17 protein-coding genes are annotated in these 21,648 nt (G+C 62.1%); 12 read left to right on the forward strand and 5 right to left on the reverse strand.

What is annotated here, in order from left to right; genetic code table 11:
- Positions 1-9: 9 nt before the first annotated feature.
- Positions 10-405, reverse strand: coding sequence for a RidA family protein (locus tag F758_RS0102485; protein WP_024506361.1), 396 nt, complete (start codon positions 403-405; stop codon positions 10-12).
- Between the two features lie 261 nt (positions 406-666).
- Here F758_RS0102485 and F758_RS0102490 point away from each other — a divergent pair, with 261 nt between their 5' ends.
- From F758_RS0102490 to F758_RS0102510, 5 genes are read left to right on the forward strand one after another with little or no spacing between them, the layout of a single operon-like run.
- Entirely contained in the window at positions 667-1,662 is a 996-nt protein-coding gene (locus tag F758_RS0102490) for an ABC transporter substrate-binding protein (RefSeq protein ID WP_024506362.1), read from the forward strand.
- A gap of 8 nt (positions 1,663-1,670) precedes the next feature.
- Positions 1,671-2,525, forward strand: a complete 855-nt coding sequence (locus F758_RS0102495) for an ABC transporter ATP-binding protein (RefSeq protein WP_024506363.1) — start codon at positions 1,671-1,673, stop codon at positions 2,523-2,525.
- Positions 2,522-3,322, forward strand: coding sequence for an ABC transporter permease (locus tag F758_RS0102500; RefSeq protein WP_035720443.1), 801 nt, complete (start codon positions 2,522-2,524; stop codon positions 3,320-3,322). Before F758_RS0102495 ends, F758_RS0102500 begins: the two co-directional genes overlap by 4 nt.
- Positions 3,319-4,680, forward strand: coding sequence for an amidohydrolase family protein (locus F758_RS0102505; RefSeq protein WP_024506365.1), 1,362 nt, complete (start codon positions 3,319-3,321; stop codon positions 4,678-4,680). The genes F758_RS0102500 and F758_RS0102505 overlap by 4 nt, the downstream gene beginning before the upstream one ends.
- A gap of 15 nt (positions 4,681-4,695) precedes the next feature.
- Positions 4,696-5,721 carry an aromatic ring-hydroxylating dioxygenase subunit alpha gene (locus F758_RS0102510; RefSeq protein ID WP_024506366.1) on the forward strand — a complete coding sequence of 342 codons (1,026 nt, stop codon included), beginning with the start codon at positions 4,696-4,698 and terminating at the stop codon, positions 5,719-5,721.
- 18 nt (positions 5,722-5,739) lie between these two features.
- On the opposite strand, the gene F758_RS0102515 is transcribed toward F758_RS0102510, so the two are convergent.
- Complete coding sequence (locus F758_RS0102515; protein WP_035720574.1) at positions 5,740-7,038, reverse strand: MFS transporter; 1,299 nt, start codon at positions 7,036-7,038, stop codon at positions 5,740-5,742.
- Positions 7,039-7,224: 186 nt separating this feature from the next.
- On the opposite strand from F758_RS0102515, the gene cyoA reads away from it, so the two are divergent.
- From cyoA to F758_RS0102550, 7 genes are read left to right on the forward strand one after another with little or no spacing between them, the layout of a single operon-like run.
- Positions 7,225-8,391: a ubiquinol oxidase subunit II gene (gene cyoA / locus F758_RS0102520; RefSeq protein ID WP_024506368.1), complete on the forward strand. Its 1,167-nt coding sequence runs from the start codon at positions 7,225-7,227 to the stop codon at positions 8,389-8,391.
- Positions 8,392-8,402: 11 nt separating this feature from the next.
- The gene (gene cyoB, locus F758_RS0102525; RefSeq protein ID WP_024506369.1) at positions 8,403-10,409 is read left to right on the forward strand and encodes a cytochrome o ubiquinol oxidase subunit I; all 2,007 of its coding nucleotides are present in this window, start codon (positions 8,403-8,405) and stop codon (positions 10,407-10,409) included.
- Positions 10,409-11,038, forward strand: coding sequence for a cytochrome o ubiquinol oxidase subunit III (cyoC, locus tag F758_RS0102530; protein ID WP_024506370.1), 630 nt, complete (start codon positions 10,409-10,411; stop codon positions 11,036-11,038). The genes cyoB and cyoC overlap by 1 nt, the downstream gene beginning before the upstream one ends.
- Positions 11,035-11,412: a cytochrome o ubiquinol oxidase subunit IV gene (gene cyoD / locus F758_RS0102535; protein ID WP_024506371.1), complete on the forward strand. Its 378-nt coding sequence runs from the start codon at positions 11,035-11,037 to the stop codon at positions 11,410-11,412. Before cyoC ends, cyoD begins: the two co-directional genes overlap by 4 nt.
- A gap of 17 nt (positions 11,413-11,429) precedes the next feature.
- Complete coding sequence (locus F758_RS43185) at positions 11,430-12,287, forward strand: SURF1 family protein (RefSeq protein ID WP_035720576.1); 858 nt, start codon at positions 11,430-11,432, stop codon at positions 12,285-12,287.
- A complete protein-coding gene (locus tag F758_RS0102545) occupies positions 12,259-13,653 on the forward strand; it encodes an ATP-binding protein (protein ID WP_024506372.1) in 1,395 nt (464 codons plus the stop codon). The genes F758_RS43185 and F758_RS0102545 overlap by 29 nt, the downstream gene beginning before the upstream one ends.
- Entirely contained in the window at positions 13,643-14,176 is a 534-nt protein-coding gene (locus F758_RS0102550) for a response regulator transcription factor (RefSeq protein WP_024506373.1), read from the forward strand. Before F758_RS0102545 ends, F758_RS0102550 begins: the two co-directional genes overlap by 11 nt.
- Before the next feature lie 19 nt (positions 14,177-14,195).
- On the opposite strand, the gene F758_RS0102555 is transcribed toward F758_RS0102550, so the two are convergent.
- From F758_RS0102555 to F758_RS0102565, 3 genes are all read right to left on the reverse strand, one after another.
- The gene (locus F758_RS0102555) at positions 14,196-14,936 is read right to left on the reverse strand and encodes a hypothetical protein (protein WP_245286400.1); all 741 of its coding nucleotides are present in this window, start codon (positions 14,934-14,936) and stop codon (positions 14,196-14,198) included.
- An 86-nt stretch (positions 14,937-15,022) separates the two neighbouring features.
- Positions 15,023-17,854, reverse strand: a complete 2,832-nt coding sequence (locus tag F758_RS0102560; RefSeq protein ID WP_024506375.1) for an ATP-binding protein — start codon at positions 17,852-17,854, stop codon at positions 15,023-15,025.
- A gap of 408 nt (positions 17,855-18,262) precedes the next feature.
- Positions 18,263-21,169, reverse strand: coding sequence for an ATP-binding protein (locus F758_RS0102565; RefSeq protein ID WP_035720446.1), 2,907 nt, complete (start codon positions 21,167-21,169; stop codon positions 18,263-18,265).
- Positions 21,170-21,648: the final 479 nt, after the last annotated feature.

Raw genomic sequence — 21,648 nt, forward strand, 5'->3', positions numbered from 1 at the left:
GTCGCTGCATCAGCCCTGATCAAGGGCCGCAGCAATCGCCTCGATCTCGACGACGAATTCCGGCCGGGTGAAGCCGGACACGATCACCAATGTCGAGGACGGCGGCGTTCCCGGAAATTGCCGATCCCGCGAGCGCATGTAGCCGGCCATATGCTCGCGCGCCGTCACATAAGCGTTCAGATGAACCACGTCGGCGAGCCTCATGCCATCTTCGGCGAGGATCGCTGCGATGTTGGCAAAGCAGAGCTCGGCCTGCGCCTCGCCGCCAGCGGGGATTTTTTCGTCGGGGCCAATGCCGAGTTGTCCGGAGGTGAAGACCAGCCTGTGGCCGGCCGGCACAGCAATGCCGTGACTGTAGTGTGCAAAGGGAGGTCTGATCGAGGGTGGGGAGAGTGCGCGCAAGATGATCGCTCCGAGGTCAGCGGCGGCCCGATGCGGGTGGATGTTAGGTCAGTCCCGCGCAACCGTCATCCGGGAATGTTGAGAGATGATGCCAGGGCTCGCCTGGCACGGTCGCGGCGTGTTGCTCACGAAATCGGCGTTGCCTGGAAGGCAACAGGTCGCTCGAATAAAAATGCTTTCAGGCCACAGCTCGTCTGTGCATCCTTAAGTGCAGGCGAGGATGACGGCGCCGGCCGTTGCCGGCTCGACATGGGGGTGCCACGAATGGGGACGAAATTCCTGCTGCGAATGATGGTGACCGCCGTGATCGCGACGGAAGCCTTGACGGCCGCGTTGGCGCCGGCGCGGGCCGCCGACAAGGTGACGTTTCTAACGAGCTGGTTTGCGCAGGCCGAGCATGGCGGGTTTTATCAGGCCAAGGCGACCGGGCTCTACGAGAAGGCCGGGCTTGACGTGACCATCAAGATGGGCGGACCGCAGGTGAACGGCTCCCAGCTTCTGCTCGCCGGCGAAACCGACTTCCTGATGGGCTATGACATCCAGGTGCTGAAGGGCCGCGAGCAGAACCTGCCGCTGGTCACTGTGGCATCTTCTTTTCAATTCGATCTGCAGGGCATCATGACCCACGATGATGTGGCGGATCTGGCTGCGCTGAAAGGCCGGCCCATCCTGATCGCCGGATCGTCGCGCGTGACGTTCTGGCCCTGGCTGCGCGCCAAATACGGCTACACCGACGATCAGATCCGGCCCTACACGTTCAATTTGCAGCCGTTCTTCGCCGACAAGGCCATGGCGCAGCAGGCCTATCCGTCCTCCGAGCCTTATCAGGCGGGGCAGCAGCATGAGAAAGTGAAGTTCTTCTTGCTCGCCGACGGCGGCTATCCGCCCTACGGCTCGACCATCGTCACGACCGAGAAGATGATCGCCGAAAAGCCCGACGTGGTAGCGCGCTTTGTCAAGGCCTCGCTGGAAGGTTGGCGCGACTACATGAAGGATCCCGCACCGGGCAATGCACTTATCGAGGCCGATAATCCCAAGATGACCGACGGGCAGATCGCTTTCGCAATCGAGAAGCTCAAGGAAATGAAGGCCCTTGATCGTGGCGATGCGGCAAAGCTCGGTATCGGCATCATCACCGCCAATCGTTACAAGCAGATCTACGATTTCCTGGTCGCCGGCGGCCTGCTCGATCCCAAGGTCGATTGGTGGAAGGCTTTTGACGACCGCTTCGTCAAGGATTTGAAAATCGGCGTCGACTAGGTGTGGCCATGAACGCCCTTTCGCCCGGCGAAAGCTTCGAGGAAAAGGCGGAGCGCGTGACGGCCGGTGGTGATCGCCCGCCGGCTGTCGAAGTGCTCTCCGCCGAGAAGGTCTTCGCGAACGGCACGCGTGCGCTTTCGCCGATCGATCTTGCCATCACTGAGGGCGAGTTTCTGACCCTCATCGGCCCGTCCGGCTGCGGCAAGAGCACGCTGCTCAAGCTGATTGCCAATTTGATGGAGCCGTCGGACGGCCGGCTGCTATGGTGGCGAGGCGACTTCGCCCGGGTGGGGCAGGAGGGGAGACGCTTCGCCTTCGTGTTCCAGGAGCCGACCTTGATGCCGTGGGCCCGCGTCGATGCCAATGTGCGGCTGCCGCTCGAACTGGCTGACATGCCCAACGCCAAGGCAAATCCATTGGTGGCCGATGCAATCGCGCGGGTCGGGCTGTCGGTCTTTTCGCGCCATTATCCACGGCAACTCTCCGGCGGCATGAAAATGCGCGTCTCCATCGCTCGCGCGCTGGTGACGAGCCCAAACCTGCTTCTGATGGACGAGCCATTCGGCGCGCTCGACGAATTTACCCGCAACAAGCTCGACAACGATCTGGTCCGGCTGTGGTGGGAGCGCAAGCTGACGACCGTGTTTGTTACGCATTCGATCTATGAAGCCGTGTTTCTCTCGACGCGGATCGTCGTGATGGCGGCAAATCCTGGCCGCATCTTCCGGACCATGACCATCGACCAGTCGCAGCCGCGCGATCAGGCATTTCGCGACAGCCCGAAATTCGCCGCCTACTGCCGCGAATTGTCGACCTGGCTTGCAAAAGCATCGCTACCGGCAGCATCGGGAGGCGCATCGTGAAACCGCTGCTGCAATCGGAGGCGTTCGTGCGGATCGCAGCCCCGGTCGCCGTGGGCGTTGTGCTGCTCACCTTATGGGAGATCGGCTTTCGCCTTGCCTCCGTTCCCGTCTATTTGTTTCCCAAGCCGAGCGATATCTTCACAAGTTTCCTGCACAACGGCCCCTCGCTCCTGCGGGCGCTGCTCGCCACCTTGCGCGTGACCTTGCAGGCTTTCGCGGCGGCGATCGTCCTTGGTACGCTGATCGCCTTCATGTTCGTGCAGAGCCGGGCCATCGAGGTCAGCCTGTTTCCCTATGCGGTCCTCCTGCAGGTGACCCCAGTCGTTGCGGTCGCGCCCCTCGTCATCATCCTGGTGAAGAACACGCAGGCTTCGCTCACCATCTGCGCGACTTTGGTCGCGCTGTTTCCCATCATCTCTAACACGACGCTTGGTCTCCGCAGCGTCGATCCGGGCCTTGCCAATTATTTCCGGATGAATCGCGCCGGCCGGCTGAAGACGCTCATCAAGCTGAGAATCCCGGGCGCGCTGCCTTATTTCTTTGGCGGCTTGAGGATATCGAGCGGGCTCGCGCTGATCGGCGCCGTGGTGGCCGAGTTCGTGGCCGGCACCGGCGGTCGTTCGTCCGGGCTTGCCTATGAGATCCTTGATGCGGGATTTACGCTCGACATTCCCCGCATGTTCGCGGCGCTATTTCTGATCACGCTGACCGGCGTCGCATTGTTTGCGGCGATGGTGGCACTGTCGCGGCTGGCACTGTCGAACTGGCATGAGAGCGAGATAAGAGCAGAGACATGACGACCATGCTGATCGAGAACGCAGCCGGGATCTTCACGGGGTTCGCCGGCTCCGCAATGAGGACTTCGGGCAGCATTCGGATTCGCGACGGAGTCATCGTCGAGATCGGTGCGCTCCAGCCAAGGCCGGACGAGCAGAGGCTCGATGCCGGCGGCGGTGTAATCTATCCGGGCCTGATCTCGACCCATCATCACTTGTTTCAAAGCGTGCTGAAGGGCGTGCGGTCGGGCATCGACCTGCCGCTCGCGGGATGGCTGCGTTCGGTGCCTTACCGCTACTGGTCCAAGATCGACGAAGAGGCGCTCGCTATCGCCGCCCGGATCGGATTGACGGAAATGCTGCTGTCGGGAACGACGACGGTCGCCGATCACCACTATCTTTTCAGCGACACGTTCCGGTTCGACCCGGCGCAGGTGATCTTCGAGGTCGCGCGCAGTCTCGGCATCCGCCTGGTGCTCTGCCGCGGCGGCGCCACGATGGCGCGTCACGTTGACGCGACGCAATCGATGCCGACGCCCGTCGAGACGCTCGATCGCATGCTGCAATCGGTCGAAGCCTGCGCGCAGCGGTTTCACAATCCTTCACCCCGCAGCCTGTCGCGCGTGGCGCTTGCGCCGACCACGCCCACCTGGTCGCTCGATCCCGGCGAACTGAAGGAAGTGATTGCGGCGGCGAGGCGCATGAAGCTGCGGCTGCACAGCCATCTTTCGGAAACCTCCGATTATGTCGATTTCTGCCTCTCGGTTCACCGCAAGCGGCCGGTGCATTGGCTGGCCGATCACGATTGGCTCGGTGAGGACGTGTGGTTCGCACATCTGGTGCATCTCGATGCCGACGAGGTCCGGATTCTCGTCAATACAGGAACGGGGATGGCGCATTGTCCGCAATCCAATTGCCGCCTCGGCTCCGGTGTTGCCCCCGCCGATGCGATGGCGCGGCTGGGCGGAGCGGTCTCGCTCGGCGTCGACGGTGCGGCGTCCAACGAGGCGGCCGACATGATCTGCGAGATGCACAGCGCCTGGCACACCCATCGTGCCGTGAAGGGAGCCGGCGTGGTAACTGCGGAGGACGTCGTGCATTGGGCCACCGCCGGCGGCGCCCGCGTGCTCGGCATGCCCCACGTCGGCACGCTCGCGCCGGGGCAGCAGGCCGACATCGCCATCTTCGATTTGGCTGAGCCGCGCCATTTCGGCATGCACGATCCGATGATTGCGCCGGTGACGTGCGCGGGCTCGGCCAAGCTGCGCTATCTCCTGATCGGCGGCCGGATCGTCGTCGAGAACGGCGCCGTTCCGGGGCTCGACGTTCAAAAACTCAAATCCGATGCGGCCCGTGTCGTCACGCGCCTGGCTGCCTGATTTCGGAGGCCTACGATGCTGAACACCAGACAACCCGTGCTTCGCCGCTTCTGGTATGCGGTCATGCCGGTTGATTATCTGAAGGACGGGCCGAAGCCCTTTACGCTTCTAGGCGAGCCGATCGTGCTGTTCGTTGATGCGAAGGGGGAGCCTGCCGCGCTCGAGGACCGCTGCTGCCACCGCACGGCGAAGCTTTCAAAGGGCTGGTGCAACAATGGCAACATCGTCTGCGGTTATCACGGCTGGGAGTACGATCGCGACGGCAGGCTGGTCATGATTCCACAATTTCCGTTCGAGCAGCTGGTCCCCGATGCCAAGGCGCGATCGTTCCGCGCCAGGGCCCGCTATGGCTACGTCTGGGTCGCGCTTGATGAGCCTCTGAGCGACATTCCTGACATTCCCGAAGAGGGCAATCCACGCTATCGCCGTATCCACCAGTTCTATGACAAATGGAACACGGCGGCGCTGCGGCTGATGGAAAACTCTTTCGACAACGCCCATTTCGCTTTCGTCCACAAGGGGACTTTTGGCGACATCAGCCAGCCGAAGCCGGAGAAGTACGAGATCACTGAAACGGATTACGGCTTCGATGCCGAGACGATCATCACGGTCAAGAACCCGCCGGGGGCCTTCAGGATCACGGGTACGAGCGAGCCGACCACGAAACGGCATCAGCGCAACAAATGGTTCATGCCGTTCTGCCGTCGACTCGACATGGAATATCCCTCGGGTATCCGCCACATCATCTTCAACTGCGCCACGCCGATTGCCGACGGGCAGATCCAGGTGGTTCAGCTTCTCTTCCGCAACGACACCGAGGCGGACTGCTCCACCCAGCAGCTGATCGATTGGGACGCGGCGATCATCGCCGAGGATCGCGACATGCTGGAATCGACCGATCCCGACGCCATCGTCGACATGAGCCGGAAGATCGAGATGCACATGCCCTCGGATCGACCGGGCATGATCATGCGCAAGCGCCTGCTCGAATTGCTGCGCGAACACAATGAAGAGGAGCAGCCCAGGCACGAAACAGCCTGAGCTGTTGGTCGAAGGCGACTAACGTTCGGCTGGGCGCACCCCGCTCAGCCAGAGCGCAAGCAGAGTCCACACCGCACCGGAGAGAAGATAGGCGCCGGCGGACATCAGGCCGAAATGGGCGGCGAGCAGCAGCGCTGCCAGCGGCGCAAATCCGGCACCGAACAGCCAGGCAAGGTCTGAGGTCAGCGCGGAAGCGGTGTAGCGATAGAACCGCGCAAAGTTTGAGGCGATCGAGCCCGAGGATTGTCCGAACGAAAGCCCGAGCAGGACGAAGCCGAGCACCATGTAGGTCGTCTCGCCGGCCGGACCGGCATCGAGCAATTGCGGGGCGAAACCGCTATAGGCTGCGATCGCCATGGCGGAAGCCATCAGCAGCGATTTGCGGCCGATCCGGTCCGCGATCAAGCCCGACGCCACAATCGCGACCACCCCGAAGACGGCGCCGATCATTTCGATCACCAGAAACCGCACGGGGCTTTCACGGGTGAAGAGAAACACCCAGGACAGCGGGAACACGGTGACCATGTGGAAGAGGGCGAAGCTTGCGAGCGGCGCAAAGGCGCCGAGCAGGATGTTGCGCCCTTCATGACGAAGCGTGGAGGAGATGCGCGCCGGCTGTAGTTCGCGACTTTCGAACAGGAAATCGTATTCCGACGTCGCCACGATGCGCAGCCGCGCAAACAGCGCCACGACGTTGATCGCGAAGGCGACAAAGAAAGGATAGCGCCAGCCCCAATCGAAGAAATCATCCGCGGAAAGACTGCTCGCGAAAAATGCGAACAAGGCGCTGGCCACGATCAGCCCCAGCGGCGCGCCAAGCTGGGGGATCATGGCGTACCACCCGCGATGATGCGGCGGCGTGTTGAGCGCGAGAAGCGAGGCAAGGCCATCCCATGCGCCGCCCCAGGCCAGGCCTTGGGCTACGCGGGCCAGCGCAAGCAGCCAGATTGCTGCCGCACCGATCAACTCGTAGCCGGGCAGGAACGCGATCGCGACCGTCGCGGTCCCCAGGAGCACCAACGCGACGACCAACTTGGCGCTCTTGCCCCATTTGCGGTCGATCGTGGTGAAGATAGCGCTTCCGAACGGCCGCGCGATGAAGGCGAGCGCGAAGATCGCAAAAGAATAGAGTGTGCCCGTGAGCGGGTCAGTGAACGGGAACACGAGGCGCGGGAAAACGATTACCGAGGCGATGGCATAGACGAAGAAATCGAAGAATTCCGACGTCCGGCCGATGATGACGCCGGTTGCAATCTCGCCAGGATTCGCATGGTCGTGGCCGACCTTGACCACGCCGGGATCGCCGAAAAAGACCATCAGATTCCTCTTAATCGCGCTTCTTGCTGCCGACATAGCACGAATGGGATCCCCTGAGGTTGCCGAAATCCGCGTTGGTAGACTTCAGTGTGCAGTGCGACATTGGACAAATTGTCCAATGTTGCACTGCCGTTGTCGCCGCTAGGCACGTGCGACTAAGAGTAATTCCAACTTGCAGGTTCCGTCTTGAATCGTCTCAAGATCCTGGCTTTGCTGCCCTTTGCGGCATTATTGAGCGGATGCGACTTCGTCGTCCTTTCCCCTTCCGGTGATATTGCGGCGCAGCAGCGCGATTTGGTCCTCATCTCGACCGTCCTGATGCTCCTTATCATAATACCGGTGATGGCGCTGACAGCGTTGTTCGCCTGGCGCTATCGGAGCTCGAATACAACGGCCCGTTATGAGCCCGAGTGGCACCATTCCACCAAGCTCGAACTCGTCATCTGGTCCGCGCCGCTCCTGATCATCATCTGCCTGGGCGCGCTGACCTGGACCGGCACCCATCTGCTTGATCCATTCCGCCCGTTGGGGCGCATCGCGGCCGGGCGGCCCGTCGACCCGAACGTCAGACCGCTGACGGTGAATGTCGTGGCGCTGGATTGGAAGTGGCTCTTCATCTATCCGGAGCAGGGGATCGCAACCGTCAATGAGGTTGCCGCGCCGGTCGATCGGCCGATCGATTTCCATATCACCGCTTCCTCGGTGATGAACTCCTTCTACGTCCCTGCGCTTGCCGGTCAGATCTACGCCATGCCCGGCATGGACTCGCAACTACATGCCGTGATCAACAAGGCCGGTACCTATAAGGGCTTCTCCGCCAATTACAGCGGTGCCGGCTTCTCCAGCATGCGCTTCACCTTCAAGGGGCTGTCGGATAAGGATTTCGATGGCTGGATTGCCGGCGTGAAGGCGGGTGGGGGCGCTCTCGAGAAGAGCGACTATCTCGCGCTTGAGCGTCCGAGCCTCAACGAGCCCGTGCGTCGTTACGCCTCCGTGGATAAGGACCTTTACCGCGCGATCGTCAACATGTGCGTCGAGCCCGGCAAGATGTGCGTGAGCGACATGATGGCGGTCGATGAGAAGGGCGGACTGGGGCTCGCCGGCATCCGCAACACGCTGCCGCTGGCTTACGACAAGTACGCCCGACGCGGCGCGGTGTTTGGCGCCGAGCCGTCCTATGTGGCGGCGCTGTGTTCGCCTGATGCGCCACAGGGGCAGGAGACCATCGCGAATCGCGTGTCGCAGAACGCCACGCCCCTTCTCGGCAACGGCGCGACGCGTTCTCTGTTCACTCCGGCCGACGCGTCCTCCACATCCTTCCTCCCCGGCCTGCGCCGCAAGTCCGAGTCCTGAACGAGACTGCCATGTTCGATAGCTCAACCCTCGCAAAAGTCGTCTTCGGCCGCCTGACGCTGGAGTCGCTGCCCCTGCACGAGCCGATCATCGTCGGCACCTTCGCCGTGGTCGCTGCCGGCGGCCTCGCTTTGTTTGCCGCCGTCACCTATTTCAGGCTGTGGGGCTATTTGTGGCGCGAGTGGTTCACCACGGTCGACCACAAGCGCATCGGCATCATGTATATGATCCTCGGCATCGTGATGCTGCTGCGCGGTTTCGCTGACGCGCTGATGATGCGCGCGCAGCAGGCGATGGCCTTCAACGGCTCCGACGGCTTCCTGCCGGCGCACCATTACGACCAGGTCTTCACGGCGCACGGCGTCATCATGATCTTCTTCGTGGCGATGCCGCTGGTCACGGGGCTGATGAACTACATCATGCCGCTGCAGATCGGCGCACGCGACGTGTCGTTCCCCTTCCTCAACAATTTCAGTTTCTGGATGACTACCGCCGGCGCCGTGCTGGTGATGATGTCGTTGTTCGTCGGCGAATTCGCACGTACCGGCTGGCTCGCTTATCCGCCGCTCTCCAACATCGGCTACAGTCCCGACGTCGGGGTCGACTACTACATCTGGGCGCTGCAGGTCGCAGGCGTCGGCACGCTATTGTCGGGCGTCAACCTGATCTGCACTATCGTCAAGCTGCGCGCGCCTGGCATGACGCTGATGAAGATGCCGGTCTTCACCTGGACCACGCTCTGCACCAACATCCTGATCGTCGCATCCTTCCCGGTGCTGACCGCGGTGCTCGCGCTGTTGACGCTCGACCGTTACGTCGGCACCAACTTCTTCACCAACGATTTCGGCGGCAATCCGATGATGTATGTCAACATCATCTGGATCTGGGGCCATCCCGAGGTCTACATCCTGGTCCTGCCTGTGTTCGGCATCTTCTCCGAAGTCACGGCGACCTTCTCGGGCAAGCGGCTGTTCGGCTACACCTCGATGGTTTACGCCACGGTCGTCATCACCGTCCTGTCGTATCTGGTCTGGCTGCACCACTTCTTCACCATGGGGTCGGGCGCATCCGTCAACTCCTTCTTCGGCATCACCACCATGATCATCTCGATCCCGACGGGAGCGAAGATGTTCAATTGGCTGTTCACGATGTATCGCGGCCGCATCCGCTTCGAATTGCCGATGATGTGGACGGTCGCATTCATGCTGACTTTCGTCATCGGTGGCATGACCGGCGTTCTGCTCGCGGTGCCGCCGGCGGACTTCGTGCTGCATAACAGCCTGTTTCTCGTCGCGCATTTCCACAACGTGATCATCGGCGGCGTGGTGTTCGGGATCTTCGCGGGCATCGCCTACTGGTTCCCGAAGGCATTCGGCTTCAGGCTCGATCCGTTCTGGGGCAAGATGTCGTTCTGGTTCTGGGTGGTCGGCTTCTACTTCGCCTTCATGCCGCTTTACGTGCTCGGCCTGATGGGCGTCACCCGCCGCCTGCGCGTGTTCGATGATCCGTCGCTGCAGATCTGGTTTATCATCGCGGCGTTCGGCGCGCTTCTCATCTTCTGCGGCATCATGTGCTTCCTGGTGCAAATCGCGGTGAGCGTGCTCAAGCGCGAACAACTCCGCGATGCCACCGGCGATCCATGGAACGCGCGGACGCTGGAATGGGCGACCTCGTCGCCGCCGCCGGCCTTCAACTTCGCCTTCACGCCGGTCGTCCATACGACCGATGCCTGGTGGGACATGAAGAGCCGCGGTTACAAGCGTCCACTGACCGGCTTCAAGCCGATCCACATGCCGAGCAACACCGGGACGGGCATCATCCTCGCCGGCTTGAGCACGGCGATGGCGGTCGGCCTCATCTGGTACATGTGGTGGCTGGCTGCGGCGAGCTTCATCGCGCTCCTCGCGGTCGCCATCGGCCATACCTTCAATTACCACCGCGACTACCACATCCCGGCTGACGAGGTCACCCGGGTCGAGAATGCGCGGACCAAGCTGCTCGCCTCAGGAGCGAAGTGATGAGCATCAACGTAAATCCCGCGCAGGCTTACGAGCCGATCTTCTACGTCGTCGACGAGCACGAGCATCCCGAGGGTGCCTCGACGATGCTCGGCTTCTGGATCTACCTGATGAGCGACTGTCTCATCTTCGCGATCCTGTTCGCCAGTTTCGGCGTGCTCGGCGGCAACTATGCCGCGGGCCCGGCGCCCAAGGATCTGTTCGATCTGCCGCTGGTCGCCATCAACACGTCGATGCTGCTCTTGTCATCGATCACGTATGGCTTTGCCATGCTGTCGATGCAGAAGTCGCGCGTCGGCGCCACGCAGGCCTGGCTCGCCATCACCGGGCTGTTCGGTCTGGCATTCATCGGAATCGAGCTTTCCGAATTCGCTCACATGATCCATGAAGGCGCGACGCCGCAGCGCAGTGCCTTCCTGTCGTCCTTCTTCACGCTGGTCGGTACCCACGGGTTGCACGTCACGTTCGGCCTGGTCTGGCTGGTGACGCTGATGGCGCAGGTCTGGCGCCATGGCCTGATCGAGGCCAACCAGAGGCGACTGATGTGCCTCAGCATGTTCTGGCACTTCCTCGACGTGGTCTGGATCGGTGTTTTCACTTTCGTTTATCTGATGGGAATGCTGCGATGACCGCACACAGCCACTCCGCGCACCACGCCGCCGACCATGCTACGGCGCACGGGGACATCACGCTCTCCGGTTATCTGACCGGCTTCGGCTTGTCGGTCATCTTGACCGCGATTCCGTTCTGGCTCGTCATGACCAACGCGCTTGGCGACAAGAGCCTGACGGCCGTCGTGATCCTCGGGTTCGCCGCCGTGCAGATCGTGGTTCATATGATCTACTTCCTGCACATGAACACCCGCTCGGAGGGCGGCTGGTCCATGCTGGCGCTCATCTTCACGCTTATCCTGCTGGTCATCACGATGACGGGGTCGCTGTGGATCATGCGCCACCTCAACACCAACATGATGCCGACCCATGAGATGAGCCGGATGCAGTGACCGGGGTGCCGCCCGTCATGAACGAGCCTGCGCCGGATGGCCCATGGCCGAGGGGACCAGGGCAAGGCAGGCGGACCGCGCGGTCCCTGGTTCTTGGGATCGTGGCTCTCGTCTGCGTGGCCGTTCTCACTGCGCTTGGCGTGTGGCAGCTCGAGCGCCGGGTTTGGAAACTGGCGCTGATCGATCGCGTCGAGCAGCGCATCCATGCCGCACCCTCGCCCATGCCGGTGTCTTCATCATGGCCGGCGATTAATACCGCCGATGACGAATACCGGCGCGTCAGTGTTGCCGGTCGGTTCCTCCACGACCGTGAAACGCTGGTTCAAGCGGTGACGGAAGCCGGGGGTGGCTTCTGGGTCCTCACGCCGCTGCAAACCGCGGATGGCGCTATCGTCCTGGTCAACCGCGGCTTCGTCCCGCCAGACCGGCGCGACCAGGCGACCCGCCGTGAGGGCAACCCGGCGGGGCCGGTGAAGGTGACCGGCCTGCTGCGGATGACCGAGCCGAAAGGCGCTTTTCTGCGGAAGAACGACCCGGAGCAAGACCGCTGGTACTCGCGGGACGTTGCCGCGATCGCTGCGGCGCGGGGCTTGCCGCAGACGGCGCCATTCTTTATTGATGCCGACGCGACACCCAATCCGGGCGGCTACCCGCTCGGCGGACTGACGGTGGTCAGATTCCCCAACAACCACCTGATTTATGCGCTGACATGGTTTGGCCTGGCTCTTATGATTGCCGGCAGGCTTATGTTTGTCGCAAGGGGCGGAATGCATCTCCGCGGCTCGGGTACCCGGGACAGCACCCCGGTAGGCGGAGACTCGATCTCCGCCCGCAGGACCGGAGCAGATGCTGAAACCGCCATCCAATCTGGCTGATCCCCGGGAAAAAACGGCCTCCGGCAGCGAGGCGGCTGCGTCTTCCCTCCAGAGGAATCCCGACCCCAATAGCCCGGCTGAATCGAGTCCGACGGACGACGAGACCAATCGCAAGAACATGGCGTTGCTGATCCAGCTCCGCTGGACAGCCGTCATCGGTCAGATCGGAACCATCGCGTTCGTCTATTCGTGGCTCGGAATCAAGCTGCCGCTCGAATCGATGGGCGCGGTGATCTGGGCGCTGGTCCTGCTCAATGTCGTGAGCCTGATCTGGGTGCGCTATCGCGCCCAAATCAACAATCGCGAGTTGCTCCTCGCGCTCATGCTCGACGTCGCGGCGTTGACGGCTCAACTCTACTTGAGCGGGGGAGCCGCCAATCCCTTCACATCCCTATATTTGCTGCAGGTCACGCTTGGGGCGGTATTGCTCGACTCGCGCTCGACCTGGTCGCTCGTTGCCGTCACCTGCATGAGCTTCGCCTGGCTGACGTTCTCGTATCGGCCGCTGGAACTGTCGCATCAGGAGTTCAGTGATCCGTTCAGGCTGCACGTCATCGGTATGTTCATCGGTTTCGGCCTGAACGCGGTTCTGCTTGTAGTGTTCATGACCCGCATCAATCGCAACCTGCGTGAGCGCGATGCGCATCTGGCTGCGCTGCGTCAGCACGCCGCCGAGCAGGATCACATCGTCAGGATGGGGCTGCTCGCGTCCGGGGCGGCACATGAGCTCGGAACGCCGCTCGCATCGCTCTCAGTCATTCTCAGCGACTGGCGCCGTATGCCGGCGCTCACCTCGAATCCCGAGATCGCTGACGATTTGGCCGAAATGGAGAACTCGCTGCAGCGCTGCAAGTCGATCGTGACGGGCATTCTCGTGTCGGCGGGCCAGGCGCGTGGCGAGGAATCGGTTCCGACGACGGTGACTGCGTTTCTGACCGACCTCGTCGAGGAATGGCGCAGGGCGCGTTCGGTCACGAGCTTGCATTTTACCAATTCGATCGGCGCCGATGTCGCGATCGTTTCGGACGTCGCGCTGAAGCAGGCCATTTTCAACGTCCTCGACAATGCGTTCGAAGTGTCGCGGGATTGGGTGGAGTTCGTGGCCGAACGCGACGGCGACACCCTCGCGCTGTCCGTCAGCGATCGCGGCCCCGGTTTCGCGCCGGAAATGCTGGCGCAACTGGGCAAGCCCTATCAATCGAGCAAGGGCCGTGCGGGAGGCGGCTTGGGCCTGTTCCTGGTCGTCAACGTCATACGCAAGCTCGGCGGCGTGGTGACGGCGCAAAATCACAGGAAGCGCGGCGCGACCGTCAGGCTCTCGCTGCCCTTGGCGGCGCTTGCGATCGGAGACGATTTTGATGCCTGAACGGACCTTGATGATCGTAGAGGACGATGCCGGCTTTGCCCGTACGCTCAAACGCTCTTTCGAGCGCCGCGGCTACGAGGTCGTCGTCACCGCCTCGCTCGAGGAAGTGCGCAAGGTCCTGGAAGAGAAATCTCCGGGCTATGCCGTCGTGGATCTCAAGCTCGGAGGGGCGTCGGGGCTCGCCTGCGTGGAGGCATTGCATGCGCACGATCCGGAGATGCTGATCGTGGTGTTAACCGGATTTGCGAGTATCGCAACCGCGGTCGAAGCCATCAAGCTCGGTGCGTGCCATTATCTTGCCAAGCCTTCGAACACCGACGATATCGAAGCGGCATTCCAAAAAGCCGCAGGCAACGCCGAAATTGCCCTGGCGGAGCGGCCGACATCGATCAAGACCCTCGAGTGGGAACGCATCCACCAGACGCTGATCGAAACCGACTTCAACATATCGGAGACTGCAAGGCGTCTCGGCATGCATCGCCGCACCCTTGCCCGGAAGCTTGAGAAGCGGCAGGTGAGGTGAAGCATCGCTTCGAGCGCGCCTACTCGAAGGATGCGTCAAATATCTCGATGTCGATGAGAGCCGGTCTGGCGACAACAGTGCCATCCGGCTGACGCAACAGCGATCGGCGGAGGGTCGGAATGAGGATGCCGCAGAACCTCTGGTGCGCCCAGCTGAGGTGAGCGATCGAAGTCCCCATGACATGGTAGTCGGTGCGCCGCTGAAGACCGTCGGCATCGAAATAGAAGATCTGTTCGCGGCAATGCGTAACAATGCTCGGAGGAAACGACGCGCGCAAACGTCGCCAAACCTGGTTGTTGACATTCCAGGGTTCCAGCTCTTCGATTTCGATACCCGGCTGCGCGAGCAGGAAGGGAGTGGTCAGATAATTCCAGATTGAGAAGCCGCAGAAATAGACGAGATGGATGTCATCCCACGGCTCACCGTTCCGGACCGGAAATGCTTGCCTCGGATCGCTGCATGATTGGAGAACCTCACCGCCCAGGTCTTGAATTGCCACACGATCGGGCTGATACAGCGCACATTTGTCGGGAGCGGTGAATCCCGTCAATTGCAGGGACTGGCTTTGCGTGGGTCCCTCCGCGACCATGTCCTTGAAGAGCCCAGCTCTCCCGATGCGCGAGAAGAAGTCGCCGTCCATGGAAACATGGATCGTAAATTGCTTCAGTCGACGCCACCGATCCAGTCCGCCGCAGGCTGCAAGAACGTCGTCAAGCAATGCCATTTTCGCGGGTCCTCGGCGCAGCACACATGCGGCCATCGAAGATGAACCCGAAGGGGACGCTTGGCCTGTTAGATGTTGTTAGATGCTGAAAGGCGGGCATGTCGGCCAGCGGTATCGCCGTATCAACTGTCGAGCAGGACCTTTGCGCTCCTGAGGTCGGCACTGTCGAGGCCCTCTTGATATCGCGCATAGAGCGGAGCGATCAGCCTGTGCGCCTTCGCGGCATCACCCTGATCACGCCAGAGCTGCGCCAAGCTCAAGGCGGTACGCAGTTCCCAGCCTATCGCGCATTGCTTGCGCGCCAATGTCAGCGCTTCCAGAAGACAGCTCTCGGCTTCCGCCGCATGTGCGGAGCAGGCAAGAACATGGCCCCTGACGCGAAGCATCTCCGGGGAATCGAATGACTGGCCGATCTGCTCACGTTGCGCAATGGCTTCGTCGATTGCTGCCAGCGCCTCCTCATATTGCCTCATCTGCACCAGGCCCTCCGCGAGAGCTGCCGCGAACACCGTGCTTAAGATCGCGTGGCGCGTCTCTCTGAGCGTTCCCGCGCCTTGTCGGAGCAGTTCGACGCCCGGCCTGACGTCGCCGCGGCGGATCAGCAGCTCGCCCTTCAGCCCAAGTCCCACGGCCTGGTAGGGACCGAGGAAATGCCTGGCGGCATGGCCGACGAGCCGATCGATGAGCTTGTCCGCGCTGTCCCAATCACCCACCCAAAGAAAGACATAGATGGTCCAGATCATGGAAATGCCGAGCGTGAGCGGCTGCTCGGTGCACTCGGCTTCGCTGACCGCGTATCTTGCCACCTCAACCGCCCGGTCCGGACGTCCGGTCAGCCAGAGGCTCCGGGCCAGCGCCACGAGGGCAATGATCCGGTCGTCATATCCGAGACGCAGCATGTTGATCCGTCTGGAGTCCGGACCATGGATCATCGCGCTTTCGCAAAGGACGACGGCCTTGTCCTGGGTGCCGATCAGGTGATGGGCAACGCCGAGCATCCACTCGGCCGTGCGCGTTGCGGCGGGATCATTCAAGGGCTTCGCGACCGCCTCGCCGCGCTCGCCGACCCGGAGCGCGCCCTGAAAGTCGCCGATGCGGGTGAGATAGATGTGAAATTCCCGCAGCAGGCACAATTGCCAGTGCGGATCTTCCAGAGCCTGCGCCAGTTCCAGGCTACGGTTGAAGGCGACACGAACGTCTTCACTATTGCCGCGGGTGAACATCAAGGACGCGCCAAGCGCGGCTTGAAGCACCATCTCGTCGCGAGGGGGGACGGAAGCGGCATCGGCTGCCGCGATCGCCTGTTGCGTCCAGCGATGACATTCCGTCAACAACGACAGCTCGAGAAAGAACGGAGCGGCGGCCGCGGCCAGCGCGATGGCGATTGCGCGATCACCATGGTCCGAAAAACTCCAATCCAGAGCGGCGCGGATATTGGCGAGATGATCGGCGTAAGGAGCGAAACTGACGGCGGGCGAAAGACCGTCGGCTCCGTTCGAGACGCTTGCAAGGAGGTCGCGGAAATAGATCGCGTGACTGCGCGATACTTTTGTCGCCTCCCCGCTTTCGATCAGTTTTTCCGCAGCGAAGGTGCGGGTGGTGTCGAGCAGCCGGTAGCGTATGGGCTGAGCCGCAGACGGCAGCGAGATCAGCGACTTTGCGACAAGATTGGCGATGGCCTCGACCGCCTCGGGTTCGCCGATGCTATCGCCCCAGGCAACCGCCAGGGCGGCTTCCAGCGTGAACGGACCCGTGAAGACGGACAGTCGGCGCAGCGTCAGACTTTCGGCCGGAGGCAGCAGGTCGTAGCTCCAGCTCAGTGCAGCACTGAGCGTCTGATGCCGGGGTATCGCGGTGCGGCGGCCCTGCCACAGCAGCGAGAAGCGGCTGTTGAGCAGAGTGGCGATGCCCTGGATTCCGTAGGCGTTGACGCGGCCGGCGGCAAGCTCGATCGCAAGCGCGATGCCGTCGAGCTTGCGACAGATTTCCGCAACGAGCGGCGCATCGGCATCACCGAGTTCGAATCCGCCCAGGCTCGCGGCAATACGTTCGACAAACAACTGTGCCGCAGGGTAGGCCAGCACATCGGATGCCCTCAGTGCTGCTCGGTCAGGCGGGCAATCGAGCGGAAAGAGGCGATGAACCTGTTCGCCTTCGGCGCGGAGCGATTCACGGCTGGTGGCCAGGACGCAAACCTCAGGCGCCTCCTGGATGATGCTCTCCGCCAACGTTGCCAAGCTTTCCAGGAGATGCTCGCAACTATCAAAGATCAATAGAAGACGTTTCTCGCGCAGAAACGCCAGCAGGCTCGGCACCGGGTTTTCCGAACTGACTGTGAGGCCTAAGACCGAGGCAACCGCACTCGGCACCAGGCGTGCATCCCTCAGGGCGCCGAAATCCACGAAGCGGACCATTCCGGCAAAAGCGGTGAGCTGGCGATGGCCAACCGCCAAGGCGACGGTGGTCTTGCCAATGCCGCCCGGACCCACGATCGTCACCAGGCGATGAAGCGCGAGCTCATTGCACAGTCTGTCGATCGTCTCGGCACGTCCAATCATCCTCCCGATCGGGGCGGGAATAGGCGGACGAGCGGCCGGCGCCGCCATGCGTGCCGCCGCCTCCGAGCGCACGATCGGCGCAGCGAAGCAATAGCCTCGTCCCGGAACGTTCACCACATATCTCGCGCCCGATGCGCGATCGCCGAGCACCTTGCGCAAAGCACTGATGTGGAAGCGGAGGCTGCCTTCGTCGACATTGACGTCCGCCCAGACCCGCGTGACCAGCTCCCTCTTACTGACGACTTCACCAGCGCGCTCTGCCAGGCAGATGAGGATGTCCAGCGCCCGACCTCCGACAGGAAGCGGAACGCCATCCTTCTCGAGCAGCCGCGCCTTCGGCAACAGTCGGAATCGGTCGAAGATCAGCGCAGACTCGTCGATACCATTGCTGTGCACGCGTTACCTGCCTGCTGGGCCGGCAGCCTTGGTTCGGCACCAATTCGCGCCCGGACCAAGGCAATCTGCAGCCTGTTTCGCTACGGGTAACGTCTCTCGACGGAACCGGCAACCCGATTTGCAAGGCAAAGTAAGGAAGCAGGCTCGCGTGAGCCGCATCCCGGCCAACTTATGCATCATGGAGACGAAAAGGGGCCGTCCTTGGGGGTGGGACGGCCCCGAGGCTCGATTGCGGGGAGGGGGCTTCGAGCCTGCAGAGAAAGCTGGTGGTCCTCTGATAGGCTCAACCTATCAACTCGGACCAGCGTAATCTTTCGCACGCGCATGTCATTTTCGAGCTGGCACGATTTGCCTTGCGTCTCCTGCAGCCCGCGCCTGTTTGTTGCGGCCAATGTCTCTGAGCGGTTCTCATCGCCGGGCTGAAGAAGCAGAAACGCAGGCCCACACATTCGGCTGCAGCGATGCCAACTGATCCAGCAATTGGCCGGCCGCCTTGAGATCGCGGCGGCCGAATCCCTCGGAAAATCGAACGTAAACCGGCGCAAGGACCTCGCGCGCTTCGTCATACCGCCCCTGTGCCATCCACAGCCTCGCAAGGCTGGTGGCTGTCCGCAGCTCCCAGGCCAATGCGGACTGACGTCGCGCGAGATCAAGCGATTCCTCAAGGCAGCTTTCCGCCTGCGCAAACTTGGCGCCGTTCGTCGCGATCAGCACTTCGGCCTTTACGCGAAGCATCTCGGGCATATTGAACAGGTACTTGCCAGGCCTGTCGTGAGCGATCGCTTGATCGATCGTGTCCAGCGCTTCCTGCGTTTTTCCGAGCGCGGCCAGGCCCTCCGCGAGCTGGATTCTGAAATCCGTGAGCGGGCCATAGCGATGGTTCCGCATTTTCTCCATCGCGCCTCGCAGCAGATCGATTCCGGCTTCCAGCCGGCCCTGCGCCATCATGGCCATCCCCTTTGCGCCCTCGCCAACCGCCTGGTACGGCGCAAGAGAATGCTTGCCGGCTTCCAGCAGGAGCCTGTCGACATATTCTTCGAAATTTTCCGTGTCCCAATTCCAAACGAAAATGGCGAGGGACCAGAGCAGGGCTCTTGAGAGTTTGACGGGATGGCCCACGCGGATCGCGTCGGCAACTGCTGCTCGCGCGATCTCGACAGCCTGGTCGGGGTATCCCTGCAGCCAAAGGATGCGAGCCAGGGTAATTCTGGCGCGACTGGGATAATCAAAACTCAGTTGACCGTGGATGCCAGGTCTCGCCACCGCCAACCGTGACAATGCCGCCTCGACGTAGAAGCGCGCCAGGGCAGCCTCGCCTGCAAGATGGTGGGAAATGCCGAGCGCCACCTGCATGTGCGCGAGCCGGACAGGATCGTTTGCCTTGGAGGCGGCAGCTTCGCCTCGTTTGGCTACGTCCAATGCTTCGCCAAAATTGCCGGCGGTCATGTGGAACAGGTGGAGTCGCTCGACCAGGCAGAGCTGGCTCGCCACGTCGCCGACATCTTCGGCGAGCCGAAGCGCCGTCGTGAAGAGAGCGCCGACCTCGCTGGTGGTTCCCTTGGTCAGCATCAGCGCGAGACCCAAGGCCGCGCGAAGCTTGAGTTCTCGCCTGGCATTTCGGTTGCCGTCGTCGAGCGCTTCGATGGCGCGCGTGGCCCAGAGCTGGCATTCCGTCAAAAGCGACAGCTCGAGAAAGAGAGGCATCGAAGCCACGGCCAGCGCGACGCCGATCGCGCGCTCGCCGCGTTCGGAGAAGCACCACATCAGCGCAGCACGTATGTTTCCGAACTGGTCGGCAGCTTCGGTAAGCGTCTCGCTCGACTGGTCGCCGATGCGTTCGAGCAGGTGCAGAAAATAGCATGCGTGACGTCGCGCCGTCGTTTGGGAATCGGCGCTGGCCGCCAGTTTCTCTAGCGCATAGGCCCGTGTCGTATCGAGCAGCCGGTATCGCGTCGATGAGCTGGTGGCGCTCGCGGTCAACATCGACTTCGCGACCAGGTTGGCCAAGGCAGCCATCACCTGGCTGTCATCGGCATCATCTGATCCGGCCACCGAGCAAGCGGCTTCCAGGGTGAAATTGCCAGCGAAAACGGACAGCCGGCGAAGCACGATGCGCTCCAGCTCCGATAGGAGATTATAACTCCAATCCATCGTTGCGCGTAGCGTCTGATGCCGCGGCAGCCCGGTGCGTCGTCCTTCCCACAGCAGTTTGAACTTGTCGTTCAGGAGCTCGATCGTGTGCTTGACGCCGTAGGCGCCGACGCGGCTGGCTGCGAGCTCGATTGCAAGGGCGATACCATCCAGCCTGCGGCATAGTTCACAGACCAGAGGGGCGTCCGCATCACTCAGCTCGAATTGGCCGCTGCTGGCGCTGGCGCGCTCGACGAAGAGCTGAACCGAAGGGAAGGCGAGTGCCTGCGTCGCCGTCAGACTGGCGTGATCCGGCGGACTCGGCAGCGGCAGCAGGCGGTGAATGTGCTCGCCCTCGACGCGCAGCGATTCCCTGCTGGTGGCCAGGATGTGGAGCCGCGGCGCTTCCCTGTAAAGCCGCTCCGCCAGCGCTGCTGCGTTCTCGATGACATGCTCACAGCAATCCAGAACGAGCAGCATTCGCTTGTTACGGAGAAATTGGACGAGCCCGTCCGACGGATCTTCGGACTGCCCCATCAGCCCGAGCGTCGAGGCGACGACATCAGGCACGAGGGCGGCGTCGTGGATTGCTCCGAGGTCAAGAAAGGACACCGCACCGGCAAACTCGCCGAGCAGGGCGTGACCTGCAGAGATGGCCACGGTCGTCTTGCCGATGCCGCCCGGTCCAACGATGGTGACGAAGCGTTCGCCTCTCAACTTGTCCGCTATGTCGCAAATGGTTTGATCGCGCCCCACCAGCCGCATCGGCAGTGCCGGCAGGTTGTGCTGCGGCTCGCAGCTCGGTCGCATCAGGGACGATTTTGGATTACTGGGACGGGACAGTCGCGCCACGAAACAATAGCCCTGTCCCGAAACGGTGGTCAGATATCTCGCGCCATCCTTGCCATCGCCGAGCGCCTTTCGAAGGGCGGCCACATGGACCCTGAGGCTGCCCTCATCGACGGTGACGTTCGGCCACACCCTGGCCATCAATTCGTTCTTGCCGACGACTGTCCCCGCTTGCTCGATCAGGGCAATGAGTATGTCGAGTGCGCGGCCGCCCAGGTGGACGGCGCTGCCATCCCTTTCAATTCGTCTTTCCGCGACATGGAGCCGAAAGGGTCCAAAGGACACGACATGTTCGGCGGTCGGGTCCATATCACTATTGCCGATTATGCTTCGCATGCGGCCGCCCGTTTTGGGAAGCCAGGCGACGGGCCGATCCTGCCCGCGGCGTCAGCGACGAGACTTGGTATGCGGTTGGGTCGTTGTATCCGCTTGGCGCGTTACGGCCAGCAATCCTGCGGACATCGGCTGCCAAATCGCCGCAGCTCTGGACCGGCGCAACATATCCTGAGGTTTGGCAGGAAAATCCCATGCCCATTTGTAGCGCAGTTGTCCGGGCGGGGTTAGTCATCCGAACGTTTAGTTCTTGGTCCGGTGAAACAGATGATTCCGAATTCTTCCTTTTGAATGCTGCGGGCTGGTTGAATGCTGCGGGCTGGTCGGCGTCTTCATCGGAGGACCCAGTCCGGGATCGGATGGTTCCACAGCGCGTGGATTGGACGCCATCGTGAAGCGGAGAGCGCGATGCGGACCGTTAATGGGTCGGCCGCTCTGATGAGCAAGCGTCACGCGGCGGATGCGGGAGATGTGGGCATCCC

This window comes from Bradyrhizobium sp. ARR65 (genome assembly GCF_000472385.1).
In the GTDB taxonomy this organism is placed as follows: domain Bacteria; phylum Pseudomonadota; class Alphaproteobacteria; order Rhizobiales; family Xanthobacteraceae; genus Bradyrhizobium.

Bases quoted from the DNA above. Each gene is read 5' to 3' on its own strand.
- F758_RS0102555 (WP_245286400.1), bottom strand. From the start codon at position 14,936: ATGGCCGCATGTGTGCTGCGCCGAGGACCCGCGAAAATGGCATTGCTT.
- F758_RS0102565 (WP_035720446.1), bottom strand. From the start codon at position 21,169: ATGCGAAGCATAATCGGCAATAGTGATATGGACCCGACCGCCGAACAT.
- F758_RS0102515 (WP_035720574.1), bottom strand. From the start codon at position 7,038: ATGGTCTTTTTCGGCGATCCCGGCGTGGTCAAGGTCGGCCACGACCAT.
- F758_RS0102490 (WP_024506362.1), top strand. From the start codon at position 667: ATGGGGACGAAATTCCTGCTGCGAATGATGGTGACCGCCGTGATCGCG.
- F758_RS0102505 (WP_024506365.1), top strand. From the start codon at position 3,319: ATGACGACCATGCTGATCGAGAACGCAGCCGGGATCTTCACGGGGTTC.
- cyoD (WP_024506371.1), top strand. From the start codon at position 11,035: ATGACCGCACACAGCCACTCCGCGCACCACGCCGCCGACCATGCTACG.
- cyoC (WP_024506370.1), top strand. From the start codon at position 10,409: ATGAGCATCAACGTAAATCCCGCGCAGGCTTACGAGCCGATCTTCTAC.
- F758_RS0102495 (WP_024506363.1), top strand. From the start codon at position 1,671: ATGAACGCCCTTTCGCCCGGCGAAAGCTTCGAGGAAAAGGCGGAGCGC.
- cyoB (WP_024506369.1), top strand. From the start codon at position 8,403: ATGTTCGATAGCTCAACCCTCGCAAAAGTCGTCTTCGGCCGCCTGACG.
- F758_RS0102510 (WP_024506366.1), top strand. From the start codon at position 4,696: ATGCTGAACACCAGACAACCCGTGCTTCGCCGCTTCTGGTATGCGGTC.
- F758_RS43185 (WP_035720576.1), top strand. From the start codon at position 11,430: ATGAACGAGCCTGCGCCGGATGGCCCATGGCCGAGGGGACCAGGGCAA.
- F758_RS0102545 (WP_024506372.1), top strand. From the start codon at position 12,259: ATGCTGAAACCGCCATCCAATCTGGCTGATCCCCGGGAAAAAACGGCC.